Origin of the sequence: Erwinia endophytica (assembly GCF_009295515.1) — a bacterium.
Taxonomy (GTDB): domain Bacteria; phylum Pseudomonadota; class Gammaproteobacteria; order Enterobacterales; family Enterobacteriaceae; genus Erwinia; species Erwinia endophytica.
This window is the reverse complement of sequence record NZ_RQVV01000003.1, coordinates 164,990-187,996: the sequence shown is the minus strand read 5'-3', so window position 1 is coordinate 187,996 and position 23,007 is coordinate 164,990. Positions and strand designations below refer to the sequence as shown.

Here is a 23,007-nt window from a genome sequence, read left to right as displayed (position 1 = left end):
AAGGCGAAGGATTATTTTTATGAAGCTGAAGAATACCATTCTGACCTCAGCCCTATTATCACTAACAGCATTAACTGCACATGCGGCACAGGAACTGACGCCAGAAAAAGCAGCATCACTGAAGCCATTTGATCGTATTGCCATTACTGGTCGTTTTAACGCAATTGGTGATGCGAGCAATGCCATATCAAAACGTGCCGATGAGTTGGGGGCCTCGGCCTACTATATCCAGGGCATTAATGACACCAACGGCAACGGTGGTAACTGGCGCGTGGTCGCTGATCTGTATCATGCAGATGCGCCCGACGCCCCTAAAAACAATGACCGTGTCATTAACGGTGTACGCGAGTTGACCAAAAGCGAAGCATTTAAACTGGAGCCTTACGATACCGTCTCAGTCAGCGGCTTTTTCCGCAGTCAGCCGGATGTGAACGATGCGATCACTAAACAAGCTAAATCTAAAGGCGCCGCATCCTTCTTCATTGTCCGCCAGATTGATGCTAACAGCGGCGGTAACCAATACATCACCGCGTATATCTACAAAGCGGATGCGCCAGAGCGTACAGTGCAGTCTCCAGACTTGATCCCAGCGGATTCTCAGGCAGGGAAAGCGGCCATTGCCGCCGGTGGCGTCGCAGCGAAAACGGTGCAAATCCCGGGGGTCGCCTCTTCTGAAACCCCAAGCAATAAAGTCGGACGGTTCTTTGAAACGCAGTCTTCATCCGGTCAGCCTTACACGGTCAAAACCCCTGATGGTAAAAGCGTGCAGGAAGTTAACGCGATTACCGCTGCGCAAATGCAGCCGTTTGACAGCGTGACGTTCACGGGTCATTTTGGTACGCCAACCGAGATCTCTGACGCCGTAGGCCGGGCAGCCATTAAAAAAGGGGCTAAGTATTATCATATCACCCGTCAGTGGTCTAACCAGAGCGGAGGGAATCTGACCATTTCTGCTGACCTGTTCAAATAAGCATAATCCCTTTACGGAGACGACTTGCCGCCGTCTCCGTTACTGACATATCCCCCGCCCTTTGTCTGTCCGCACACTATCGCTTTTTAGCCATATTCTCATTGCCTCTGTCTGGCTCCATCGTAAAATCGCCATTGTTGCCGGATTCAGAGATGCCTCGTTTTATACGCTCGACATGGTGTTCCAGAGACACAATTTGACTCAGACGATGGATTGAAAGGGTTGGAAGGCCGGGTCTGTCCCGGTGATATGCTTACCGGGGCGTTAATGAGAGAAGGCAGGAATGCTGACCACCAATCGATCATCATATTGCTCAATGGACAACGGTTTAATGTATTCCTGGCGGATCCCCGCCAGTTGCTGCTCGGAAAGTGGGTAAGGCAGCAAAATATCGAACTGTGCGATGTGCTGCTGTTCAGCTAACGTTATCAACCGGGCGATGTTTATCTCATCGCTGACTTGGGTGGAGATTATCTGTAACGCCAGCGCTTTCAGCCTCTCATCGGGTGTGCCAGGTAGATCCTGTGACTTACGGGTCACCATACCAAATATCGGCATCACGCCGTAGATAGCATCAACAAAGCTCCAGCGTTTTTTACAGGAAGCTGCAAGAAAATCGGTGTAATTGAGGCAGATATGGTCGCTGCGTACCGCTGAAACCAGTTCTTTATCAGTCACCCTTCGCTCTCCTTTCACCGTAAAAAAATCCCCGGGCAGCCTGAAACAGCCCTACAGATATAATGGCATATTTCATGGCTCTTATTCCATACATCGAGCGTTATTTCACAACGAGCCGTAGTCGACCGGGTTAACAAATAGTAATCTATCCGCTCCAATTCAGATAAATAGCGCTATGAACAAAATTGTATTTGTTGAAGATGACCAGGATGTTGGTGAACTGATTGCGGCCTATCTGAGCCGCCATGACATTGACGTCATTGTAGAAAGTCGCGGCGATCGTGCTGAAGCAACCATCGCTACCGCCGAGCCGGATCTGGTGATGCTGGATATTATGCTACCCGGTAAAGACGGGATGACCCTGTGCCGCGATCTGCGCGCCAGTCACATCTGGTCAGGGCCGATAGTGTTGCTGACGTCGCTGGATAGCGATATGAATCATATTCTGTCGCTGGAAATGGGGGCGAATGACTATATCCTGAAAACCACGCCGCCTGCGGTGCTGTTGGCCCGTCTGCGTCTGCATCTGCGCCAGGCCGGGACGCCGATGCAGGGAGAAGACATCGCTACAGCGGTGATTTCCGCGCAGAAAACATTACGTTTTGACACGTTGTCGATCGATCCGACCAACCGTCAGGTGACGCTGGGCAATGAAAACATCGCCCTTTCCACCGCCGACTTTGATCTGTTGTGGGAACTGGCGACCCATGCAGGGACCGTTCTGAACCGCGATGCGTTACTCAAAACGCTGCGTGGCGTAAGCTATGATGGCATGGATCGCAGCATCGATGTGGCCATCTCCCGTTTGCGTAAAAAGCTGTTGGACAATGCCACGGAACCTTACCGCATCAAAACAATCCGTAATAAAGGCTATCTGTTTGCGCCACACGCATGGGACGCTAAATAATAATGAAGAAACTTTTTATTCAGTTTTATCTGTTGTTGTTTGTCTGCTTTCTGGTGATGGCTATGTTGGTCGGGCTGGTCTACAAATTTACCGCCGAGCGAGCAGGCCGTCAGTCGATGGATGACCTGATGAAAAGTTCACTGTATTTGATGCGCAGTGAACTGCGCGAGATCCCGCCGCGTGACTGGAATAAAACCATCGATAACCTGGAACTGAATCTGTCGTTCAAGCTGCACATTGAACCCATGAACAAATACCAGCTCGATCCGGTTACACAGCATCGCCTGCGCGCCGGTGAGATTGTGGCGCTGGATGATGAATATACCTTTCTGCAGCATATCCCGCGCAGCCATTATGTGTTGGCAGTCGGCCCTATTCCTTACCTGTTCTTTTTACATGAAATGCGCATTCTCGATATTGCGCTGCTGGCGTTTATTGGGATCTCGCTGGCGCTGCCGGTATTTATCTGGATGCGCCCACACTGGAAGGATATGTTACGGCTGGAATCAGCCGCGCAGCGGTTCGGCCAGGGGCATCTTGATGAACGTATCCATTTTGACAGCACTTCCAGCCTGGTGCGCCTTGGTGTGGCATTTAATCAGATGGCCGATAATATCAACACGCTAGTTGCCAGTAAGAAGCAACTGATTGATGGTATCGCCCACGAGCTGCGCACGCCGCTGGTGCGGTTACGTTATCGACTGGAGATCAGTGATAACCTTAGTGAGGCCGAGGCTGCAGCGCTTAACCGCGATATTGGCCAACTGGAATCGCTGATTGAAGAACTACTGACCTATGCCCGCCTGGACCGCCCTAAAGTCGATCTTAATCTGCAATCTTTGGATCTTGCAGGATGGCTGAGTGAGCGTCTGGATGATATTCGTTCCGTTCATCCGGAATTTAAAATTGATCTCAATATCCCACAGCGACAAAACATTGGCGTGGCGGATACCCGGCTGATGGAGCGCGTACTGGATAACCTGGTGAATAACGCCTTGCGCTATGCGGGACAACATTTGCGCGTCGGACTTTGGTTTAACGGTAACCTCGCCTGCCTGCAAGTTGAAGATGATGGTCCGGGTATTCCCCTGACCGAGCGTGAACGCGTGTTTGAACCCTTTGTCCGTCTTGATCCCAGCCGTGACCGTGCCACGGGAGGGTGCGGCCTGGGACTGGCTATCGTTCACTCGATCGCTCTGGCGTTTGGTGGCCACGTACTGATTGATTCCAGCCAACTCGGCGGTGCCTGTGTACGCTTCTGCTGGCCGGTGAATTTGCCCTTAATGCCTGCCCGGACTGCCTGATTGCGCTCCCAACCCCCATGATTTATCTGCGCCAGACTCCTCTGGCGCCAGGTTTGAACCTCTCACCGCGACCACAACGACCGACTTTGTACAATCGGTTACATGCCGATACCAATCACTTACGGAAACGTTTATTGCATTCTCATATATTGTTTTCACCGGCCCCGCAGTGGGCTGACACATGAAATAAACGTTGAGGGTTTTGCAATGAAAAAATTATTTGCTCTGGTTGTAGCCACTGCTATGGGTCTGTCTTCAGTTGCTTTCGCTGCTGAAACTACAGCGGCTCCTGCGACTACTACTACCACCACCACAGCAACAACAGCGAAAGCTCATGCTGCTAAAAAAGTTCACCACAAGAAAAAAGCAGCTAAAAAAACTGTAGCGCAGAAAGCTCAGGCTGCTAAAAAAGCCCATCACAAAAAAGTGGCTAAAAAACCAGTAGCGCAGAAAGCCCAGGCCGCTAAAAAAGCCCATCACAAAAAAGTGGCTAAAAAACCAGTAGCACAGAAAGCTCAGGCCGCTAAAAAAGTTCATCACAAAAAAGTTGCCAAGAAAGCCGCTGCGCCTAAAGCATAACGAATAAAGTGAAAATACAGTTCTTCACTGTAGATCGATAACGTAAACACCCGGTTCGTCCGGGTGTTTCTTTCTGGAGTATCGGATGATGGTGCGTCGCTATTTATTCGAAATTATCCTGGGTTTAATGATTCTTTGCGGCGTTATCGCTGCCAGCTTCTATCTTTAATCCTGGTTTGCTGATATTCCAATATTAAACTCCCTTTTTTCTAACTATCCGACTATAGTATTGGTCATTTACTGGTTCTGAGATTTTCTAATATTCTCCATTCAGAGAGAGACATGCGCTTAATTGCTGTTTTTTTAATCGGGTGTTTAGCCTTTTCGTTTTATACCCATGCTGATGACGATGATGACACTCCAGACCCGACTGAACTCAAAACACTGTTCTTTGGTAAGGATGATCGCCAACCGATTACTGAGACCGCCAGCCAACCCTGGGAGGCGATTGGTCAGTTAGAAACCGCCAGCGGTAACCTCTGCACTGCCACCCTTATTTCCGCGCATCTGGCCCTGACCGCCGGACACTGCCTGTTCTCCCCACCGGGTAAACTCGATAAAGCGGTTGCGCTACGCTTTATTTCCAACGGCAAAGGGAAATGGCGCTACGAAATTCACGATATTGAAAGTCGCGTTGATCCACAATTGGGTAAACGACTGAAAGCCGATGGCGAAGGCTGGATCGTGCCAACCTCCGCAGCACCTTATGATTACGGTCTGATTATTTTACACAATCCACCGTCGGGTATTACGCCACTGCCGTTGTTCACCGGTAGCCGCAATGATCTGAGCGTCGCACTGAAAAATACCGCGCGACGAGTCACTCAGGCTGGCTATCCGCTGGATCACCTGGACATGCTCTATGCACACAATGACTGTCTGGTCACTGGCTGGGTGCAGAAAGGCGTATTGTCACATCAGTGCGACACCTTGCCCGGCGACAGCGGTTCCCCGCTCTTGCTGAAGGTGAATAATGCCTGGCAACTGATAGCGGTGCAAAGCTCAGCGCCGGCAGCGAAAGATCGCTACCTGGCGGATAACAGAGCCATTGCCGTGACCGCCTTTCGCGATAATCTGGAAGCGCTGGTACGGGAATAACTGATGGCAAAGATCAATCTTTGACTATTGTGGTATCTCATCCATCGCCTGTTGAATACGTTTCTCGGAAACCGGATAAGGCGTACCCAGTTGCTGGGCAAAATAGCTAACCCGCAGTTCTTCTATCATCCAGCGGACATCCTGAACATCGTCATCATCCTGACGGGTTGGCGGCAATTTGTTGAACCAACGGCTCCACGCTTGCTGGACTTTTTCCACTTTCAGCATCCTGGCGCGGTCACTATTAGGATCGATCGGTAACTTCTCCAGACGACGCTCAATCGCGTTCAAATAGCGCAACGTATCCGCCAGTCGTTTCCAACCGTTCTGCGTGGCAAAACCGCGATACACCAGTCCGCCCATCTGTGTTTTGATGTCTGACAGCGCCAGTGCCATAGTCATGTCCACTCGCCCTTTAAGGCGTTTATTAATGCGGAAAACCGCCGTCAGGATCTGCTCAACCAGTTTGGCGATATCCACCACCGTGTCGTTTAATTCCGCCCGAACCTTATCATGCAGTTGGGTAAACCCCTCTTCCTGCCAGGTGGGCCCGCCGTACCCGGCAATCAACTTATCGACACCGCAGGTGATGCAGTCATCAATCAGATCCAGCACCTTACCGTAAGGGTTAAAATACAGTCCCAATTTAGCCTTATTTGGCAACTTCTCATGCAGATATTTAATGGGTGACGGAATGTTGAGTAATAACAACCGCCGCTGGCCTCGCCACATCGCCTTTTGCTGTTCGTGTTGAGAATCAAACAGACGGATAGCCACACTGTCTTTCTCGTCTACCAGTGCCGGCCAGGCTTTAACGCTGTAACTCCCCCGTTTCTGTTCAAAGTGGTCGGGTAAATCGCCAAAGCTCCAGAGATGCAACCCGCTTTGCTCAAGCCCCTCATCCGCCACTTTCGTCAGCGTCTCCTGAACCTTGCCTTTCAGCGCCACCTTTAACGTACTCAGATCGCGCCCTTCACCCAGCTTATGATTATTTTCATCCACCACCCGAAAGGTCATTTTAAGATGATCGGGCACCAAATCCCATTGCCAGGCTTCTCGCTCAATGCTCACCCCGCTCATGCGGCGAAACTCTCGCTCCAGGGCCTCCAGTAGCGGCAGTTCCAGCGGCGTGGCGCGGGCCAGAAAGGCTTCAGCATAGTTCGGCGCCGGGACAAAATTCCGTCTCACTGGCTTCGGCAACGATTTGATTAACGCAATAACCAGTTCGCGACGTAAGCCGGGGATCTGCCATTCAAAGCCCTGTTCTTCCACCTGATTTAACAACGGCAGTGGAATAAGGACCGTTACACCGTCAGCATCATTGCCTGGTTCGAACTGGTAGCTCAGGCGTAGCTTGAGATTACCCTGTTGCCAGACATTCGGATAATCAAGGTTGCTGACGTTTTCAGCCCCTGTTTTGATCAACATCTCTTTGGCGAAATTCAGTAACTCCGGCTGTTCGCGGCTGGCTTTCTTCCACCAATTGTCGAAATGACGAGCGGAGACCACCTCATGCGGAATGCGCTGGTCGTAAAAGCTGAACAACCTCTCTTCATCGACTAAAATGTCGCGGCGGCGAGATTTATGTTCCAGTTCTTCCACCTCTTCACGCAACTTGAGGTTGGTACGGAAGAAGGCATGACGAGTCTGCCAGTCCCCCTCTACCAGCGCATGGCGAATAAACAGCTCCCGTGACAGCACCGGATCAATCTGACTGTAATTCACTTTACGCGCCGCAACGATTGGCAGTCCGTATAACGTGACTTTTTCGCTGGCCATCACCGCGCCCTGGGCTTTCTCCCAGTGCGGTTCACTGTAGCTGCGTTTGATCAGGTGTTGTGCGACCGGCTCAATCCATTCAGGATCGATACGGGCGGCAATCCGCCCCCACAGACGGCTGGTTTCCACCAGTTCGGCGACCATAGTCCACTTCGGCGGTTTTTTAAACAAACCGGAACCCGGGAAAATGGCGAAACGGGCATTGCGAGCGCCGGTATACTCCTGTTTTTCAGCATCCTTCTGGCCGATATGCGACAACAAACCCGTCAGTAGCGCCGTATGCACACCACGGAAATCAGCTGGTTCACTGTTCACAGGGATCCTCAGTTCACGGACGACTTGACGTAGCTGGGTATAAATATCCTGCCATTCACGCACCCGCAAATAGTTGAGATAATCCGTCTTACACAGGCGGCGGAACTGGCTGGAGGACAGCGCTTTTTGCTGCTCTTGCAGATAATCCCATAGATTAACAAAGGACAAAAAGTCTGACTCTTTGTCAGCAAATCGCCGGTGTTTTTCGTCAGATGCCTGCTGTTTATCTACCGGACGTTCACGGGGATCCTGAATAGAAAGCGCCGAAGTAATGATCATCACTTCGCGGGTACAGGCATATTTTGGTGACTCCAGGACCATCTTCGCCAATCGCGGGTCAACCGGCAGTTGGGCCAGCGCACGGCCGGAAGGCGTCAACTTATAGTGCTGGTTTTCACTTTGGGTTATCGCTCCCAATTCTTCCAATAATCTGATGCCGTCCTGAATATTGCGACGATCCGGCGCTTCAACAAAAGGAAACGCGCTGATATCGCCCAGCCCGAGCGCGGTCATCTGCAGAATGACCGATGCCAGGTTAGTGCGCAGGATCTCGGGATCGGTAAACGCCGGACGACTGAGAAAATCATCTTCCGAATAAAGACGAATGCAAATCCCTTCCGAGACACGTCCACATCGGCCTTTACGCTGATTGGCGGAAGCCTGGGAAATCGGCTCAATCGGCAAACGCTGCACCTTGGTACGAAAACTGTAGCGGCTGATACGCGCCGTCCCGGGATCGATAACATATTTAATACCCGGAACGGTCAGCGAGGTTTCCGCCACATTGGTCGCCAGCACAATACGGCGGCCAGTGTGCGACTGAAACACGCGATTTTGTTCCGCGTTCGACAGCCGGGCGTACAACGGCAGGATCTCTGTATGCGGCAGTTCACGACGGCTCAATGCCTCGGCGGTATCGCGGATTTCGCGCTCGCCGCTCATAAAAATCAGGATATCTCCCCAGCTCTCATGACCAAGCTCATCGACTGCATCGAAAATGGCCTGCAACTGGTCACGATCGGTATCGTCGGCTTCTTCGACTATCGGGCGATAACGAACTTCAACCGGCCAGGTACGGCCAGAGACTTCAATCATCGGCGCATTGTGGAAATGTTTTGAGAAGCGTAAGGGATCGATGGTGGCTGAAGTAATAATGACCTTCAAATCAGGACGCCGTGGCAACAGCTCACGCAGGTAGCCCAGCAAAAAATCGATGTTCAGGCTGCGTTCATGGGCTTCATCAATGATGATGGTGTCATACTGCATCAGCAGGCGATCCTGCTGAATTTCCGCCAACAGGATACCGTCGGTCATGAGTTTGACCTGCGTCGTTTCACTGACCTGATCGTTAAAACGCACCTTATAGCCAATACACCCGCCGAGAGAGGTTTCCAACTCATCGGCAATACGGTCAGCGACCGTGCGGGCGGCAAGACGGCGAGGTTGCGTATGTCCAATCAACCCGGTTATCCCGCGGCCCAATTCGAGACAAATCTTGGGCAGTTGGGTGGTCTTACCCGAGCCGGTCTCACCCGCCACGATAACCACCTGATGCGCCCGAATCGCATCGGCAATGTCCTGTTTCTTCTGGCTTACTGGCAGGTTTTCCGGATAGCGGATAGCCGGCGTGGCCAAACGCCGTTGGTTAACCCGCTGTTCAGCGGCAACGATCTCCGCACTCAGTTCTTCTGCTATCGCCTGTTGCGCCGCCGGGTTGTTTACTTTTTTTGCGCCGTGCAACCGTTTCAGCAAACGCTGACGATCACGTAGCATCAGTGAGTCCAGACGTGGGAGGAGTGACGTCAAAGGCGAATGGGGGGTGTCAGACATAAAATATAAAACTCGCTAATCGCCAGCAGGCTGGCCGACTTCTGATGATTCAGGTTATCAAAATTTTGCGTAGTGTAGCACAGACAATCACTTAGCCAGACTTCCATGTGGGTAAACTTGTTCAGTAAATTCGAATATAGGCCTCAGAATATTGCACTATCACTCGACGGGGTTTCCTCATAGAGTGTCATTATTGCGCGGAAGCTATTCCGCTTAACACAGGAAATTATCATGAGCAAAGTTTTAGTCCTGAAATCCAGTATTCTCGCGGGTTATTCCCAGTCCAACCAGTTGGCTGATCACTTCATTGCCGAGTGGAAAGCCGCTCATGGTAGCGACAATATCACCGTGCGCGACCTGGCAGCAAATCCAATCCCGGTACTGGATGGCGAGCTGGTCGGTGCTTTGCGTCCCTCTGATGCTCCCCTGACACCGCGGCAGCAGGAAGCATTGGATCTGTCCAATGAACTGATCGCTGAGTTGCAGGCTAATGACCTCATCGTTATGACCGCGCCAATGTACAATTTCAATATCCCAACCCAGTTGAAAAACTATTTCGACCTGGTTGCCCGCGCAGGTGTGACCTTCCGCTACAGCGAAAACGGCCCGGAAGGTCTAATCACTGGGAAAAAAGTCGTGGTCATTTCCAGCCGTGGGGGTATCCACAAAGATACCCCAAGCGATCTGCTCACCCCTTACCTGAAGTTGTTCCTGGGCTTCCTGGGCATGACAGAGGTGAAATTTGTCTTTGCTGAAGGCATCGCCTACGGACCAGAAGTGGCCACCAAAGCCGCTAACGAGGCGAAAGACGTACTGAAGCAGATTGCAACAGCATAATCTTGCCTTAATCATCCCCCCAGAGGTTGCCTCTGGGGGTGACGACGAAAGCAGTCCAAATTACCTCCCCGAACCGCCCTGTTCGCTGTCCTTTTCATCGATTCCCTCTCGTGCTGGATGCTTACCGCTGTCAGCGTTAAAGAGCCCGTTCTGGTTTTTAAGCAGTGCGTCGACATTTTTATCGGCCGTGATACGGATCTCATGCTCGATTTTAACGTTCATATTGATGGTTATCGGTTCCTTTGGCGCCGCCACCTCAATACGGGGAACACAACCGCTGAGCAGCAGTATTCCAACAGGCATCAGCAGACTAATGGGTTTCATGGACGTTTTCCTTCTGCATCGGCAAGGTGGCGTTCTGCTCCACCCAGGATTGCAAATTATCGCCAAAGCGCAGACTGCGCCAAAGCTGAAACAGGTTTTCCTGTTGTGTATAATTTAGCGCAACGCGCTGGTTTTTATCGCTGAAGCGGCTGGTGCCATTGACCTGGGCTTTTAGCGTCATTTGGCCAAGGTTATCGATATCCAACGCAGCTGAGGCGCGCGAAATTTCCATGTAGCGCAGCCAGTCTGTCGCCGCACCCACGGCAATGTTATTAGCCGAAATAGAATCGGCAAAATCTTTATCCAGCCGCACGGTCAGCGGCCCGCTATTGGCCACCCATCCCCCCTTCACCAGCCAGCGTGAATCATTTAGCCACAATGGCAAGGCGGCATTAATATGACCGGACATAGCGATTTGTTTTGGCCGGATAGCAGTAACCAATTCGCTCATGTTGATGTTCTTCAACCGCAGCGTGGCGGCCTCAGTCTGCGGCATTTGCAGGCTTTCCATCCTCATTTCACCGCCCAACACATCCATGCCGACATGACTCAGGCGCAGGGGGTGCCGGGCATTCCATGGATACCATCCTTGCAGATCGGCGGTAATGTTTTGCAAAGTGAACTGGTTTTTAACTTCGCTGATCCGCAGCGAAACCGGGCCTCTGGCACCGAAATACCATTGATGGTCTTTCAGCCGGAACGGCAGCGAAAAGTCGATTCCGTTGATCTGGTTATCCGGCATCCACACGCTGCCATCGTTCACCACCCAGTGCCCTCCTGCTTCAAATCCCTGATCGCTGGCTGCAGAGAATGCCACCTGAGCTTTCAGGGTGCCCTCCTGAATGTTTATTTTCAGATCGTTGCTGAGCAGCGACTGGAAAACACGCAACGGCTGTTGCGGCCACCACGCCTGACCGCGCAGGCGTTGCCCATCCCATCGTCCCTGGACACGTACCGGGCCAATGGGGTTAGCTTCCAGGGTGCCGTTATACAGGAAAGCCGCCGGATCCTGCCCTTTCAAGACCAGCGTTAGCGTGGCTGGCGGCAGATAACCACCACCGCTGAAAGTGGTTTGCTGCGCATTCAGACGAAGTCTGCCGGAGAAAGACTGATTCGCGACACCCCGCTGCCAGCGCACCGCTTCATCCAGTACCAGTCTGGGAGAATGAACATTAACGCTGCCGTAGCGGATGTGATCAAAGCCCGTCGACAGCGACTCCAGCTCGATCAATTGATCCTGCCAGCGCCCCCGGCCATTGACATCCCATTTCGCGGTCAACGGCGCCATAAAACCCTCGCCCCAATAACGCCAAAACCAGTGTCCTTTATCCGGCCAAAAATCGCTTGCCCGGCCATCAAGATGTAACCTGAAGCGCCCCATTGTCGGATCATGAGCGGTCAGGATCGCCTGTAGGCGACCCGCTATCCCTGCAGAAGAAACCGTCAGGCCAGACAATGGCCAGCGGGCTTCATCGACTTCAAGCGTGGACAGCAATCGTCCACGCATTCGCAGCAACGACCCGGGCTTCAGAGTGAGTTTGGGATCGAACAACGGCCCCTGCACCTCGCCTGGAATGCTGGCGAAAAACAGCAGTTGCGCCAGTTTACTGTCGCCAGTCAGGCGAAACGGCAGTTGGCTGGCGCGCCAGTCCAGTCTTCCTGGCCCCAACGTCAGCACCATGTTGCCCTTGCCTCCGCGCCCCTGAGTCAGCACATTGAGGCGCCCGGTGATATCCGTCGCGGTCAGCCCCTGCTGCCAATGCGCCAGGGTCAGATTAACGCCGCCAGCAAGCGGCGGGCTGGTATAAGGCCAGCGCCACTGCCCCTGCTGAATACGGATACGTTCGGCAGAAACCTGCCACGGCAGGGACACCAACGGAGCCGGATCATCGTCCTGCCGCACCACCAGTTCGCCTTTATCCTGCTGCCAGTTGAGTGTCGCGTTCAGCGAGGCGGCGAGTCCCGTCATCTTCAGATCAGCGACTACCTTACCCGCTACGGGCAATGAATCTGGCTGGTTAGCCAGAAATAGCCTGCCTGCCACTTTGACGGGTTGTGGAACGCCAGGCGCGTTGAGCGTCAGGGACTGGATATCCAGCTGTTGTCGCTGTAATAAAGCCTCCAGGGCAACGTTATCCCCCTGATAACTCACGGATTGTTGCCCTTTGGCGAGATTCAAATGCAGCGAACCAGCCCAGTCCTGCCAGGGATGGATAATCAGTTGGCCTACGGTCATCTCACTGGTGGGTAACATCGCTTGCCATTCCGCCAGCGATTTCGGCGCGCTAACCTGGTCGCTGTGGTGAAATTTACTGACGCATCCGCTATCAATATCCACTTTACTGCTGCTGAGAGACCAGCGCCCCGCGGTATGCTTTAATGACAGAGCACTAACCGTGGCGAGCTCGCAATCCCCCACCCAATAATGAACGCCAGGTAATTCGATGCCACCATCGCGCCAGTGCAGAGCGCCATCCAGCCGGATCGTGGTATTAACAGGCAGCCATATCCCCGCCAGCCTTGGCAACCAGTGGGGAATGGTGAGCAACAATACCGCGATCAACAACACCGACGTTATCGCCGCAGTCAATAGCTTCCAACCCCGGGTCATGGCAATAAAAATTCCGTTCTGTCCGTGAATATCATAGGGGTGAATGATGGCATGTTCTCTCCCGTGTTACTATTGCACCAGGCAACTTTAAGTTTATGTCTACAGGAGAAGGACCATGAAACTCGCGGTATACAGCAGCAAACAGTATGATCGGCAATACTTTGAGCAGGTCAATGCAGCGTATGGTTATGAACTGGATTTTTTCGACTTTCTGTTGACTGAAAAAACGGTAAAAACCGCGACCGGTTGCAAGGGAGTTTGTATTTTCGTCAACGATGATGGCAACCCGGCGGTACTGCGTGAGTTGGCGGAACTGGGGATCAAATTTGTGGCGCTGCGCTGTGCCGGGTTTAACAACGTTGATTTAGACGCAGCCAGACAATTGGGTATTAAAGTGGTTCGTGTACCGGCCTACTCGCCAGAAGCGGTCGCCGAACACGCGGTCGGCATGATGATGACCTTGAACCGACGTATTCACCGCGCCTACCAGCGTACCCGTGACGCTAATTTCTCACTTGAAGGGCTGATCGGCTTTAATATGCATGGCCGCACAGCCGGGGTCATCGGTACCGGAAAAATTGGTCTTGCCACCTTGCGTATATTGAAAGGTTTCGGCATGCGTCTGCTGGTTTCCGATCCGTATCCTAACCCGCAGGCTCTTGAACTGGGTGCGGAATATGTCGATCTGAAAACCCTGTTCAGAGCGTCTGATGTTATTTCTCTGCATTGTCCGCTGACGGCGGAAAATAATCATTTACTGAATATGTCGGCATTTGAACAAATGAAAGACGGGGTGATGATTATCAATACCAGCCGGGGCGGTCTGATCGATTCACAGGCGGCTATTGATGCGCTGAAAATGCAGAAAATCGGTTCGCTGGGCATGGATGTTTATGAGAACGAGCAGAACCTGTTTTTTGAAGACAATTCGAACGATGTGATTCAGGATGACGTGTTCCGTCGGCTTTCCGCTTGCCATAACGTCTTGTTTACCGGACATCAGGCTTTCCTGACGGCAGAGGCGCTCACCAGCATTGCCGAAACCACCCTGGAAAACCTCAGGCAGTTAGAAAATAACCACCCCTGTGTGAATGAACTGACGGTCTGATGCCCCCCGCCCAGGCCGGTTTATCCGGCCTTATTGGCGACGACATTCTCAACGTGCGCAGTTACCGCTTATCAGTGCATTTTCACTGCAGCGGCGACCATTAGTTAACTGACACATCCCAACAGAACTTCCATCCAACTGACGCGAGAGGGCCAGTGTTCCTCCGGCATTCGAACAGGCGCTTTCAGCCAGGCCGGACATGACGACCCGCGGCGGAATATGTGCGGCAGTGGCTTGTTGCGGTGGTTCGTTAGCGCTATCACTGCTGCAACCAGACAACATCAGCGCGGCCCCCACAAGGAGAAAAGTCGCTGCTTTCATTCAGAAACTCCGAAAATTAGTGAATATGCAGTTCGCCAGCATAAGCTACGATCTTGAGCAGGTCGAGGTCTGTCACGAATTTTTACTAAATAAAAAACCAAAAATAGCAATAGCTCCTGGTCTTATTTTATATAAATCCTTCGAGCATGGAGATAAAATAATTATAAAACAAAATGATAGATTATTTTAATGGTTCTTCTTTTGTGTCTTATCCTGTTTTTCGGTAATCAACTGCAATACGGAATCCGCATTGTGTAAAAGGATGATCGACATCACCCAGCCACGCAGGAGCAGCACCGCATCAGATCGATAATGCGCGACGGGAGATAAAAGGGGTTCAGTCTGTCGAAATGCATTAAATATCGCCAAATTTATCTGCTGGTGCGATTGCCCTCAGGTCTCGTACTCAGATCAAAATCGTCTTTGTCAAGTCTGCTAAACTTTCAATAACCTTACTGTCTTCATGGCAGTTTTTTCGTATTACTCAATTTTCAGGCCTGATATGCTCACAACCGACGGTAACAACGCAGCGGCTTCCGTTGCATTTCGTACCAGTGAAGTCATTGCTATCTATCCGATTACGCCCAGCTCAACCATGGCCGAGCAGGCCGATGCCTGGGCCAGCGACGGACAATGCAATATCTGGGGAGATGTGCCCCGCGTGGTGGAAATGCAGTCTGAAGCTGGTGCTATCGCCACCGTACACGGCGCGCTGCAGACCGGTGCCCTTGCCACTTCATTTACCTCTTCGCAAGGGTTGCTACTGATGATACCAACCCTCTATAAACTGGCCGGGCAACTGACACCGTTTGTGCTACATGTTGCTGCACGTACTGTCGCCACACATGCTCTTTCGATTTTCGGCGATCACTCTGACGTTATGGCCGTCAGGCAGACCGGTTGCGCATTACTTTCGGCTGGCAGTGTGCAGGAAGCGCAGGACTTTGCATTGATTTCTCAGATAGCCGCGCTGAACAGTCGCATCCCTTTTATCCATTTTTTCGACGGTTTTCGTACCTCACACGAGATCAATAAAATTGCGCCGCTAAGTGATGAAACACTACGAAAATTAATCCCTCAGCCAAGTATTGATGCACATCGCCAGCGAGCGCTGACACCTGATAATCCGGTTATCCGCGGCACTTCGGCCAATCCGGATACTTATTTTCAATCCCGCGAGGCCACCAATCCCTGGTACGACGCCACCTATACGTATGTCGAACAGGCGATGAATGACTTTGCGCTGGAAACCGGCCGTCGTTATCGACCATTTGATTATTACGGCCATCCGCAGGCAGAAAGAATGATCGTGCTGATGGGATCTGCTTCCGGTACCTGCGAAGAAGTCATCGATGCCTTGTTGCAGCGCGGTGAAAAAGTCGGGATGGTCAAAGTTCGTCTGTTCCGCCCCTTCTCCGCTCGCCATCTGCTGGCGGCTATCCCAGCAACAGTTAAAAATATTGCGGTACTCGATCGTACTAAAGAGCCCGGCGCACAAGCCGAACCGCTGTTCCTGGATGTAATGACCGCCCTGGCTGAGGCCTGGAGCCGGGGGGAACGCGAGACACTGCCTCGGATCATTGGTGGGCGTTACGGTTTATCCTCGAAAGAGTTCGATCCACGCTGTGTGCTGGCGGTCTTTAATGCCCTTGCGCAGGCATCACCCCCTGCGCGGTTTACGGTGGGGATCTATGATGATGTCACCCATCTTTCATTGCCGTTGCCAGAACACTCATTACCTTCCCGCGCTCAACTGGAGGCGTTATTTTATGGTTTGGGCAGCGATGGCAGTGTCTCTGCCACCAAGAACAACATCAAAATTATCGGCAACACTACCCCACTGTTCGCCCAGGGCTACTTCGTCTATGACTCAAAGAAAGCAGGCGGCCTGACAGTTTCTCATCTGCGTGTCAGTCAGCAACCGATCAATGCAGCTTACCTTATTGAGCAGGCTGATTTTATCGGTTGTCACCAGTTACAGTTTATCGATAAATATCAGATGGCTGAAAAGCTGAAGCCGGGTGGTATCTTCCTGCTTAACAGCCCTTACGGGGCCGATGAAATCTGGCATCGGTTACCCCAGGAAGTACAATGTGAATTGCGACAAAAGCAGGCACGATTGTATGTGATTAACGCCGCGAAGATCGCGCGTGAATGCAAACTGGGCGCACGCATTAACACCGTTATGCAAATGGCCTTCTTCCACCTGACGAAAATTCTGCCTGACGGGGTCGCCCTGAGCGAATTGCAAAACGCTATAGCTCACAGCTATCACAGTAAAGGTCAGGAGCTGGTTGAACGCAACTGGCAGGCATTGGCGGTTGCACAGCAAGCCGTGCAACCGGTCATCTTGCAGGAGGTGGACACGCAAAGCCCACACAGACCGGCCGTCGTTGCCGATGCCGCGCCGGATTTTGTGAAAACAGTGACAGCAGCCATGCTGGCCGGGATGGGCGACGCGCTGCCGGTTTCCGCATTGCCGCCGGATGGAACCTGGCCGTCAGGCACCACTCGTTGGGAGAAGCGCAATATCGCCGAAGCGATCCCCATCTGGAAACCCGAACTCTGTACTCAGTGTAATCACTGCGTGGCGGCCTGCCCCCACTCGGCTATTCGTGCCAAAGTGGTTCAGCCAGAGTCGTTGAATAGCGCCCCGTCGGCGCTGCAATCACTGGATGTTAAATCCCGCGATATGAAAGGTCAGAAATATATTCTGCAGGTGGCGCCAGAGGATTGTACAGGTTGTAATTTGTGCGTGGAGGTTTGTCCGGCCAAAGACCGCCAGCACCCTGCGGTTAAGGCGATCAACATGCTGCCGCGCCTTGAACATGTTGAAGAAGAAAAAGTGAATTACGACTTCTTCCTGCAACTGCCAGAAATCAGTGCCGCAGAGCTGGAACGGATTGATATCCGTACCTCGCAGCTGATTACACCCCTGTTCGAATATTCCGGCGCCTGTTCAGGCTGTGGTGAAACACCTTATATCAAGCTGCTGACCCAACTGTATGGCGACCGTTTACTGATTGCTAACGCTACCGGGTGTTCATCAATTTACGGCGGTAATTTACCTACCACGCCTTATACCACTACCCCTGACGGGCACGGTCCGGCCTGGGCTAATTCGCTGTTTGAAGATAATGCCGAATTCGGGCTGGGTTTTCGCCTGACAGTGGATCAACATCGTCAGCGTACCATCAGGTTATTAGATACGCTGGCGGACCGCCTGCCCGTCGCGTTGGTAAAAGCACTAAAAAGTGACAATGTCACTATCAAACATCAACGAGAGCAGATTGCTGAACTACGCTCAATACTGGCCACAGACAACAGTGAAGCAGCCCGTCAGCTAGCCGCCAGTGCAGATTATCTGGTCGATAAATCAATCTGGCTGATCGGTGGTGACGGTTGGGCTTACGATATCGGTTTTGGCGGTCTGGATCATGTGCTCAGTCTGACGGAAAACGTCAATATCCTGGTGCTGGATACCCAGTGTTACTCTAATACTGGCGGTCAGGCATCGAAGGCCACCCCACTCGGTGCCGTCACCAAATTCGGCGAGCACGGCAAGCGTAAGGCCCGGAAAGATTTAGGGGTGAGCATGATGATGTATGGTCATGTGTACATCGCGCAGATTTCGCTGGGTGCCCAACTGAATCAAACCGTTAAAGCCATTCAGGAAGCCGAGTCATATAACGGGCCATCGCTGATCATCGCCTATAGCCCGTGCGAAGAACATGGATACGACCTGGCGTTCAGCCACGATCAAATGCGTCAGTTGACCAGCAGCGGTTTCTGGCCGCTATACCGTTTCGATCCACGACGGGCAGATGAAGGTAAAGCCCCGCTAGCGCTGGATTCACGCGCGCCGACGACTGATCTGGATACCGTATTGATGAACGAACAACGTTTTCGCCGCCTGAATACGCAACAACCTGAAGTAGCGAAGAGATTGTGGCATGATGCCAGTGAAGAAGCTCAGCGGAATTATCAGCGACTGGCGCTGATGGCCGGAAAGACAGAAATCTGAACCATGTTGACCGAGGGTCGGACCTGGCCTGAGGGTATACAGGTGACAAAAGGAGAAGTGTATGAACGTGTATATTGTGGCGAAATTTATCGCCAAAGCCGGTAAAGCCGATGAGTTGGAGAAGGTGCTACATGACGGTGTTAAACCAGCCCGGGCCGAAGCCGGTTGCCTACATTACGATCTCTACCGCAACGTAGAAGATGGCAATGTATTTCTGTTTCATGAGACATGGAAAGATGCCGCCGCCGTCGATTTTCACAACGACCAGGCCCATTTCAAAACGATGATAGCCGCGGCTGAACCACTGCTGGTCCAGCCGCCCGAACTGATCAAACTGTAACCGGTAAAAAGGCCTGAACCAGGCCATCACTTCAGCAAACGCGCCCGGCAGGATTTGCCTTTGATTTTGATCTGCTGCAAGTGTTTCGCCTGGTGGCCGCTGCGGTGATGGATTGCCACATAGGCCTGGTTCGCGGCAATATCAATCTTACCGATAGCCTCACCACTCAGCCCCACGTCACCGGTGAGTGCCCCGAGAATATCACCAGAGCGGATTTTGGCTTTCTTACCGCCATCAATGCTCAGCGTCACCATTTCAGCCAGTAATGGCTGAGGCCTGACCGCGGTCAGAGTAGAAATGTCGTGCCAGTTCAGTGACCGTTCCAGGAACGTTTCCAGCGTGTGGGCACGGTTCATTTCTTCTGGCGCGACGAGGCTGATAGCGACGCCTTCTTCACCCGCTCTGGCCGTACGTCCAATTCGATGTACGTGGACTTCCGGATCGAATGACAGTTGATAATTCACCACCATGGCCAGCGATTTAATGTCCAGACCGCGAGCGGCAACATCTGTCGCGACCAGTACGCGACAACTGCCATTGGCGAAACGGATTAACACCTGGTCGCGATCACGTTGCTCCAGGTCGCCATGTAACGCCAGCGCGCTAATCTGGCCGTTGGATAATGAATGGGCGATCGCGTCACACTCACGGCGGGTGTTACAGAACACCACGCATGACGCGGGTTGGTGTTTGCTGAGTAAACCGACCAGTACAGACAGCTTATCGCCTGCGCTGGTCTCAAAAAACAGCTGTTCGACAGACGGCAGATCAGCGACAACATCCGTTTCCACCGTTAGCGGGTCTTGCTGGATACGCTGGCTGATCTTCGCAATATCCTCAGGCCAGGTGGCGGAAAACAACAACGTCTGACGTGACGATGGACAGTGACTAATAATGTTATCTATATCATCGCGGAAGCCCATTTCCAGCATACGGTCCGCTTCATCCAGCACCAGCGTCTGCAACTGGCCCAGTTGCAATGTCTGACGCTGCAAGTGTTCCAGAAGACGTCCTGGTGTCCCCACCACAATATGTGGCGCATGAATTAATGAGTCGCGCTGCGCTCCCATGGGTTGTCCGCCACACAAAGTCAGAATTTTAATATTGGCGGTGAAACGCGCCAGACGACGTAACTCTTTCGCCACCTGATCAGCCAGCTCACGCGTGGGGCAAATTACCAATGACTGGGTGACAAACTGCGTCACATCGATTCGCTGCATAACACCCAGCCCAAATGTCGCGGTTTTACCGCTGCCCGTTTTGGCCTGAGCGCGAACATCTCTCCCTGCCAGAATAGCGGGCAGAGCAGCCGCCTGGATTGGGGTCATGGCGTGATAACCCAGCTCATTCAAATTATCGAGCTGGCTGGCGGGGAGTAAGTCCAGAGTTGAAAAAGCAGTCACAAATTACTCTCTGAGAAAAGCGGCGGGAGGATTGCTGCTGAGTGTAGCAGAAAACCGTTGCAAACCGTTGCCTGCATCCGGCAACGGCCAGTTAATTAGCGATTGAATCAAATATTAGTGACGTTTATAAAGAGCGAAGCGTCAATATTCGTTGCAGAGATAGTGGCCTCGTTAAAGGCATACTCCGCCCGTTCGCCGGAACGATCCAGTGGCAATTGCTCAAAATCAAACAGATTTTTATCCGCTAACTGACTTGGGCTGACATTCTGCAAAGATTTAAACACGCTTTCCACACGGCCCGGATCCTTCCGGTCCCATTCTGTCAGCATAGCTTTCACCGCCTGACGCTGCAGATTCTCCTGGGAGCCGCAGAGGTTACACGGAATAATCGGGAAGTTTTTGTGTTCCGCATAGCGGATCAAGTCCTTCTCACGACAATAGGTCAGCGGCCGGATAACCACATTACGTCCGTCATCCGAACGCAATTTAGGCGGCATCGCCTTCATTTTTGCGCCATGAAACATATTAAGGAACAACGTCTCAACGATGTCATCCATATGGTGGCCCAACGCAATTTTAGTCGCACCAATTTTTTCAGCGAAGGAATACAGCGTGCCCCTGCGCAGACGGGAACATAAACCACAAGTCGTTTTCCCTTCCGGGACCTTCTCTTTTACCACCGAATAAGTGTCTTTATCGACAATATAATAAGGGACAGCGAGGCTCTCGAGCCAGGTCGGCAGAATATGCTCAGGAAAACCCGGTTGTTTCTGGTCCAGATTAACCGCGATCACCTTAAAATTGACTGGCGCGGCTTTCTGCAGATTAAGTAAAATATCCAGCATCGCAAAAGAATCTTTGCCACCACTCATGCAAGCCATCACGACATCGCCTTCTTCGATCATGTTGTAATCGGTGATGGCATTGCCGACATTACGTCTGAGACGCTTCTGGAGTTTATTGAACTCGAGGGTGTCTTTTCTTTTATCTTCTTGATTTATCATGTTTAAATTTGAAGACTGCACTCACGCAATCTGTACCTGACTGAAGTGAAGCAATTATACGTTTTTTTAGAACAGGTTGAAACATGACGCACGGCTGGGAACACGGGCACAGCGGCCAGTGCTGGAAAATGCACAAAAAAAAGCCGGCTATCACCGGCTTGTACGAATCAAATATGCTATGCAGTAATTCAAAAAAGGAAGTAAGACAATATGGAGCGCAACGCCCATCGCTTGACGTTGCATTCACCTGCGGAAAAGAGTTTGCCTTACTTATTCCTGAATTTTATTGATGTTGATCAGCTTTATTGCCGCTTTTGTGCCCTTTCCTCTGTACCCGGCTGTACTGGCCATAACCAATTACGTCGTCTTAACCACCAGCCAACAGCTAACACCATCAATAATAACAATAGACAGAAAACACTAAAGCCATGGCGCCATCCGCCGCCAGGAATACCGCCAAGGTTAACGCCAAATAATCCGGTCAGAAAAGTCGTCGGCAGGAAAACCATTGCCAGTAACGACATGGTATAAGTCCGACGGTTCATCGCCTCAGCGATAACAGTACTGATCTCATCAGCCAATACAGCCGTCCTCGCAACGCTGGCATCCAGGTCATCCAGACCACGGCCCAACCGATCAGAGATATCTTGCATCCGGCGGCGGTCATCATCACTCATCCACGGCAGACGTTCGCTGGCGATGCGCGAAAATACATCACGCTGCGGTGCCATATAGCGCCGCATGATGATCAATTGCTTACGAATCAACGCCAGCTCGCCTCTTGGCGGCACCTGCTGATCAACCACCGCATCCTCAAGATCAATAATTTTATCGTGCAACTGCTCGATAAACTCACTGGTGTGATCGGTCAGGGCATCACAAAGTTCTACCAGCCAATCGCCGACATTTACCGGTCCGTTACCGTTCTGCAAGTCGGTCAGCACTTCATCAATAGCAAAAACTTTACGCTGTCGGGTAGAAACAATCAGCTTATCACTGATAAATATGCGGATAACCACCAACTGATCCGGACGGGACTCGCTGTTAAGATTGACGCTACGCAGCGTAATCATGCTGCCATCGCCCAGTCGACTAACACGTGGACGCATACTGTCGCCGCCCAGCGCACTGCGTACCGCATCAGGCAGTAACGGTGTTGATGCCAGCCAATCCGCACTTTCACGATGGGTATAATTCAAGTGCAACCAGCAAGGCTTTTCGCAGTGAATAATCTCTTTATCATCGATGGGAATTAACCCGCCTTTACCGTCCAACTGACAGGCAATAACCGCGTCAGATATCTGTAGAGCTTTACCTTCAATGACGTCCACGGCGACTCCGCGTTTAGCATTATCAATGTGATACAGTCTAACCTGAGCCAGGTCTGATGCAAAACAGCCGTGCCAACGGTAACCGTTAATAAACGTGTCATTGTGCAAATAAAATAAGATCCGGCTCACGAAATAAACATCCACTCGCGGTCATAGCTTGTTATTTACCGACGAGTGAGGAAATACTCTCGTAGCAATTAAGGATTGTGACTGTTTATCAGGCAAAACCTAAAGCGCTTATTTC

The 23,007-nt window shown here is 51.8% G+C and carries 18 protein-coding genes and 1 pseudogene; 11 read left to right on the top strand and 8 right to left on the bottom strand.

The genetic code is table 11. The features are described 5' to 3' along the window. The first annotated feature begins 19 nt into the window (after positions 1-19). Positions 20-970, top strand: coding sequence for a DUF1471 family protein YdgH (gene ydgH / locus EH228_RS01065; RefSeq protein WP_152319854.1), 951 nt, complete (start codon positions 20-22; stop codon positions 968-970). A gap of 264 nt (positions 971-1,234) precedes the next feature. Here ydgH and EH228_RS01060 read toward each other — a convergent pair whose 3' ends face one another. Then, positions 1,235-1,648 carry a hypothetical protein gene (locus tag EH228_RS01060; protein ID WP_152319853.1) on the bottom strand — a complete coding sequence of 138 codons (414 nt, stop codon included), beginning with the start codon at positions 1,646-1,648 and terminating at the stop codon, positions 1,235-1,237. A gap of 175 nt (positions 1,649-1,823) precedes the next feature. Here EH228_RS01060 and rstA point away from each other — a divergent pair, with 175 nt between their 5' ends. From rstA to EH228_RS01040, 5 genes are all read left to right on the top strand, one after another. Beyond that, entirely contained in the window at positions 1,824-2,555 is a 732-nt protein-coding gene (gene rstA, locus EH228_RS01055; protein WP_152319852.1) for a two-component system response regulator RstA, read from the top strand. A gap of 2 nt (positions 2,556-2,557) precedes the next feature. After that, on the top strand, positions 2,558-3,859 hold the full coding sequence (gene rstB / locus EH228_RS01050; RefSeq protein ID WP_152319851.1) for a two-component system sensor histidine kinase RstB: 1,302 nt from the start codon (positions 2,558-2,560) through the stop codon (positions 3,857-3,859). A 207-nt stretch (positions 3,860-4,066) separates the two neighbouring features. Continuing rightward, a complete protein-coding gene (gene asr / locus EH228_RS01045; RefSeq protein ID WP_152319850.1) occupies positions 4,067-4,438 on the top strand; it encodes an acid resistance repetitive basic protein Asr in 372 nt (123 codons plus the stop codon). A gap of 85 nt (positions 4,439-4,523) precedes the next feature. Further along, positions 4,524-4,607: a small membrane protein YdgU gene (ydgU, locus tag EH228_RS20920; RefSeq protein WP_476729646.1), complete on the top strand. Its 84-nt coding sequence runs from the start codon at positions 4,524-4,526 to the stop codon at positions 4,605-4,607. 113 nt (positions 4,608-4,720) lie between these two features. Then, a complete protein-coding gene (locus tag EH228_RS01040) occupies positions 4,721-5,536 on the top strand; it encodes a trypsin-like serine peptidase (protein ID WP_152319849.1) in 816 nt (271 codons plus the stop codon). 24 nt (positions 5,537-5,560) lie between these two features. Here EH228_RS01040 and hrpA read toward each other — a convergent pair whose 3' ends face one another. After that, the gene (hrpA, locus tag EH228_RS01035) at positions 5,561-9,460 is read right to left on the bottom strand and encodes an ATP-dependent RNA helicase HrpA (protein ID WP_152319848.1); all 3,900 of its coding nucleotides are present in this window, start codon (positions 9,458-9,460) and stop codon (positions 5,561-5,563) included. 231 nt (positions 9,461-9,691) lie between these two features. Between hrpA and EH228_RS01030 the strand changes: the two genes are divergently transcribed. Then, positions 9,692-10,297: an FMN-dependent NADH-azoreductase gene (locus EH228_RS01030; protein ID WP_152319847.1), complete on the top strand. Its 606-nt coding sequence runs from the start codon at positions 9,692-9,694 to the stop codon at positions 10,295-10,297. 138 nt (positions 10,298-10,435) lie between these two features. On the opposite strand, the pseudogene EH228_RS01025 reads toward EH228_RS01030, so the two are convergent. Then, positions 10,436-10,621: pseudogene (locus tag EH228_RS01025) on the bottom strand (YnbE family lipoprotein); the annotation flags it as partial. Continuing rightward, on the bottom strand, positions 10,608-13,232 hold the full coding sequence (locus EH228_RS01020) for a YdbH family protein (protein WP_152319845.1): 2,625 nt from the start codon (positions 13,230-13,232) through the stop codon (positions 10,608-10,610). The gene EH228_RS01020 and the pseudogene EH228_RS01025, both read right to left, overlap by 14 nt. A gap of 115 nt (positions 13,233-13,347) precedes the next feature. On the opposite strand from EH228_RS01020, the gene EH228_RS01015 reads away from it, so the two are divergent. Further along, positions 13,348-14,340 carry a 2-hydroxyacid dehydrogenase gene (locus EH228_RS01015; protein WP_152319844.1) on the top strand — a complete coding sequence of 331 codons (993 nt, stop codon included), beginning with the start codon at positions 13,348-13,350 and terminating at the stop codon, positions 14,338-14,340. Between the two features lie 48 nt (positions 14,341-14,388). Here EH228_RS01015 and EH228_RS01010 read toward each other — a convergent pair whose 3' ends face one another. Further along, positions 14,389-14,661, bottom strand: coding sequence for a putative hemolysin (locus tag EH228_RS01010; protein ID WP_152319843.1), 273 nt, complete (start codon positions 14,659-14,661; stop codon positions 14,389-14,391). Positions 14,662-15,163: 502 nt separating this feature from the next. Between EH228_RS01010 and nifJ the strand changes: the two genes are divergently transcribed. Continuing rightward, entirely contained in the window at positions 15,164-18,685 is a 3,522-nt protein-coding gene (gene nifJ / locus EH228_RS01005) for a pyruvate:ferredoxin (flavodoxin) oxidoreductase (RefSeq protein ID WP_152319842.1), read from the top strand. A gap of 61 nt (positions 18,686-18,746) precedes the next feature. Next, positions 18,747-19,025 (top strand): putative quinol monooxygenase, encoded by a 279-nt coding sequence (locus tag EH228_RS01000; protein WP_152319841.1) that lies wholly within the window; start codon positions 18,747-18,749, stop codon positions 19,023-19,025. A gap of 26 nt (positions 19,026-19,051) precedes the next feature. Here the strand turns inward: EH228_RS01000 and dbpA are convergent, their stop codons facing one another. Continuing rightward, positions 19,052-20,428: an ATP-dependent RNA helicase DbpA gene (gene dbpA, locus EH228_RS00995; protein ID WP_152319840.1), complete on the bottom strand. Its 1,377-nt coding sequence runs from the start codon at positions 20,426-20,428 to the stop codon at positions 19,052-19,054. Positions 20,429-20,535: 107 nt separating this feature from the next. Next, positions 20,536-21,429 (bottom strand): tRNA 2-thiocytidine(32) synthetase TtcA, encoded by an 894-nt coding sequence (gene ttcA / locus EH228_RS00990; protein ID WP_152319962.1) that lies wholly within the window; start codon positions 21,427-21,429, stop codon positions 20,536-20,538. Between the two features lie 86 nt (positions 21,430-21,515). Between ttcA and EH228_RS20105 the strand changes: the two genes are divergently transcribed. Then, on the top strand, positions 21,516-21,722 hold the full coding sequence (locus EH228_RS20105; RefSeq protein WP_193323245.1) for a hypothetical protein: 207 nt from the start codon (positions 21,516-21,518) through the stop codon (positions 21,720-21,722). Between the two features lie 12 nt (positions 21,723-21,734). On the opposite strand, the gene zntB is transcribed toward EH228_RS20105, so the two are convergent. Continuing rightward, on the bottom strand, positions 21,735-22,763 hold the full coding sequence (gene zntB, locus EH228_RS00985) for a zinc transporter ZntB (RefSeq protein WP_152319839.1): 1,029 nt from the start codon (positions 22,761-22,763) through the stop codon (positions 21,735-21,737). Positions 22,764-23,007: the final 244 nt, after the last annotated feature.

What these genes read in the sequence shown, in the direction of transcription:
- ydgH (WP_152319854.1), top strand. Translation starts at nt 20, where the DNA reads ATGAAGCTGAAGAATACCATTCTGACCTCAGCCCTATTATCACTAACA.
- rstA (WP_152319852.1), top strand. Translation starts at nt 1,824, where the DNA reads ATGAACAAAATTGTATTTGTTGAAGATGACCAGGATGTTGGTGAACTG.
- rstB (WP_152319851.1), top strand. Translation starts at nt 2,558, where the DNA reads ATGAAGAAACTTTTTATTCAGTTTTATCTGTTGTTGTTTGTCTGCTTT.
- asr (WP_152319850.1), top strand. Translation starts at nt 4,067, where the DNA reads ATGAAAAAATTATTTGCTCTGGTTGTAGCCACTGCTATGGGTCTGTCT.
- ydgU (WP_476729646.1), top strand. Translation starts at nt 4,524, where the DNA reads ATGATGGTGCGTCGCTATTTATTCGAAATTATCCTGGGTTTAATGATT.
- EH228_RS01040 (WP_152319849.1), top strand. Translation starts at nt 4,721, where the DNA reads ATGCGCTTAATTGCTGTTTTTTTAATCGGGTGTTTAGCCTTTTCGTTT.
- hrpA (WP_152319848.1), bottom strand. Translation starts at nt 9,460, where the DNA reads ATGTCTGACACCCCCCATTCGCCTTTGACGTCACTCCTCCCACGTCTG.
- EH228_RS01030 (WP_152319847.1), top strand. Translation starts at nt 9,692, where the DNA reads ATGAGCAAAGTTTTAGTCCTGAAATCCAGTATTCTCGCGGGTTATTCC.
- EH228_RS01020 (WP_152319845.1), bottom strand. Translation starts at nt 13,232, where the DNA reads ATGACCCGGGGTTGGAAGCTATTGACTGCGGCGATAACGTCGGTGTTG.
- EH228_RS01015 (WP_152319844.1), top strand. Translation starts at nt 13,348, where the DNA reads ATGAAACTCGCGGTATACAGCAGCAAACAGTATGATCGGCAATACTTT.
- EH228_RS01010 (WP_152319843.1), bottom strand. Translation starts at nt 14,661, where the DNA reads ATGAAAGCAGCGACTTTTCTCCTTGTGGGGGCCGCGCTGATGTTGTCT.
- nifJ (WP_152319842.1), top strand. Translation starts at nt 15,164, where the DNA reads ATGCTCACAACCGACGGTAACAACGCAGCGGCTTCCGTTGCATTTCGT.
- EH228_RS01000 (WP_152319841.1), top strand. Translation starts at nt 18,747, where the DNA reads ATGAACGTGTATATTGTGGCGAAATTTATCGCCAAAGCCGGTAAAGCC.
- EH228_RS20105 (WP_193323245.1), top strand. Translation starts at nt 21,516, where the DNA reads ATGACGCACGGCTGGGAACACGGGCACAGCGGCCAGTGCTGGAAAATG.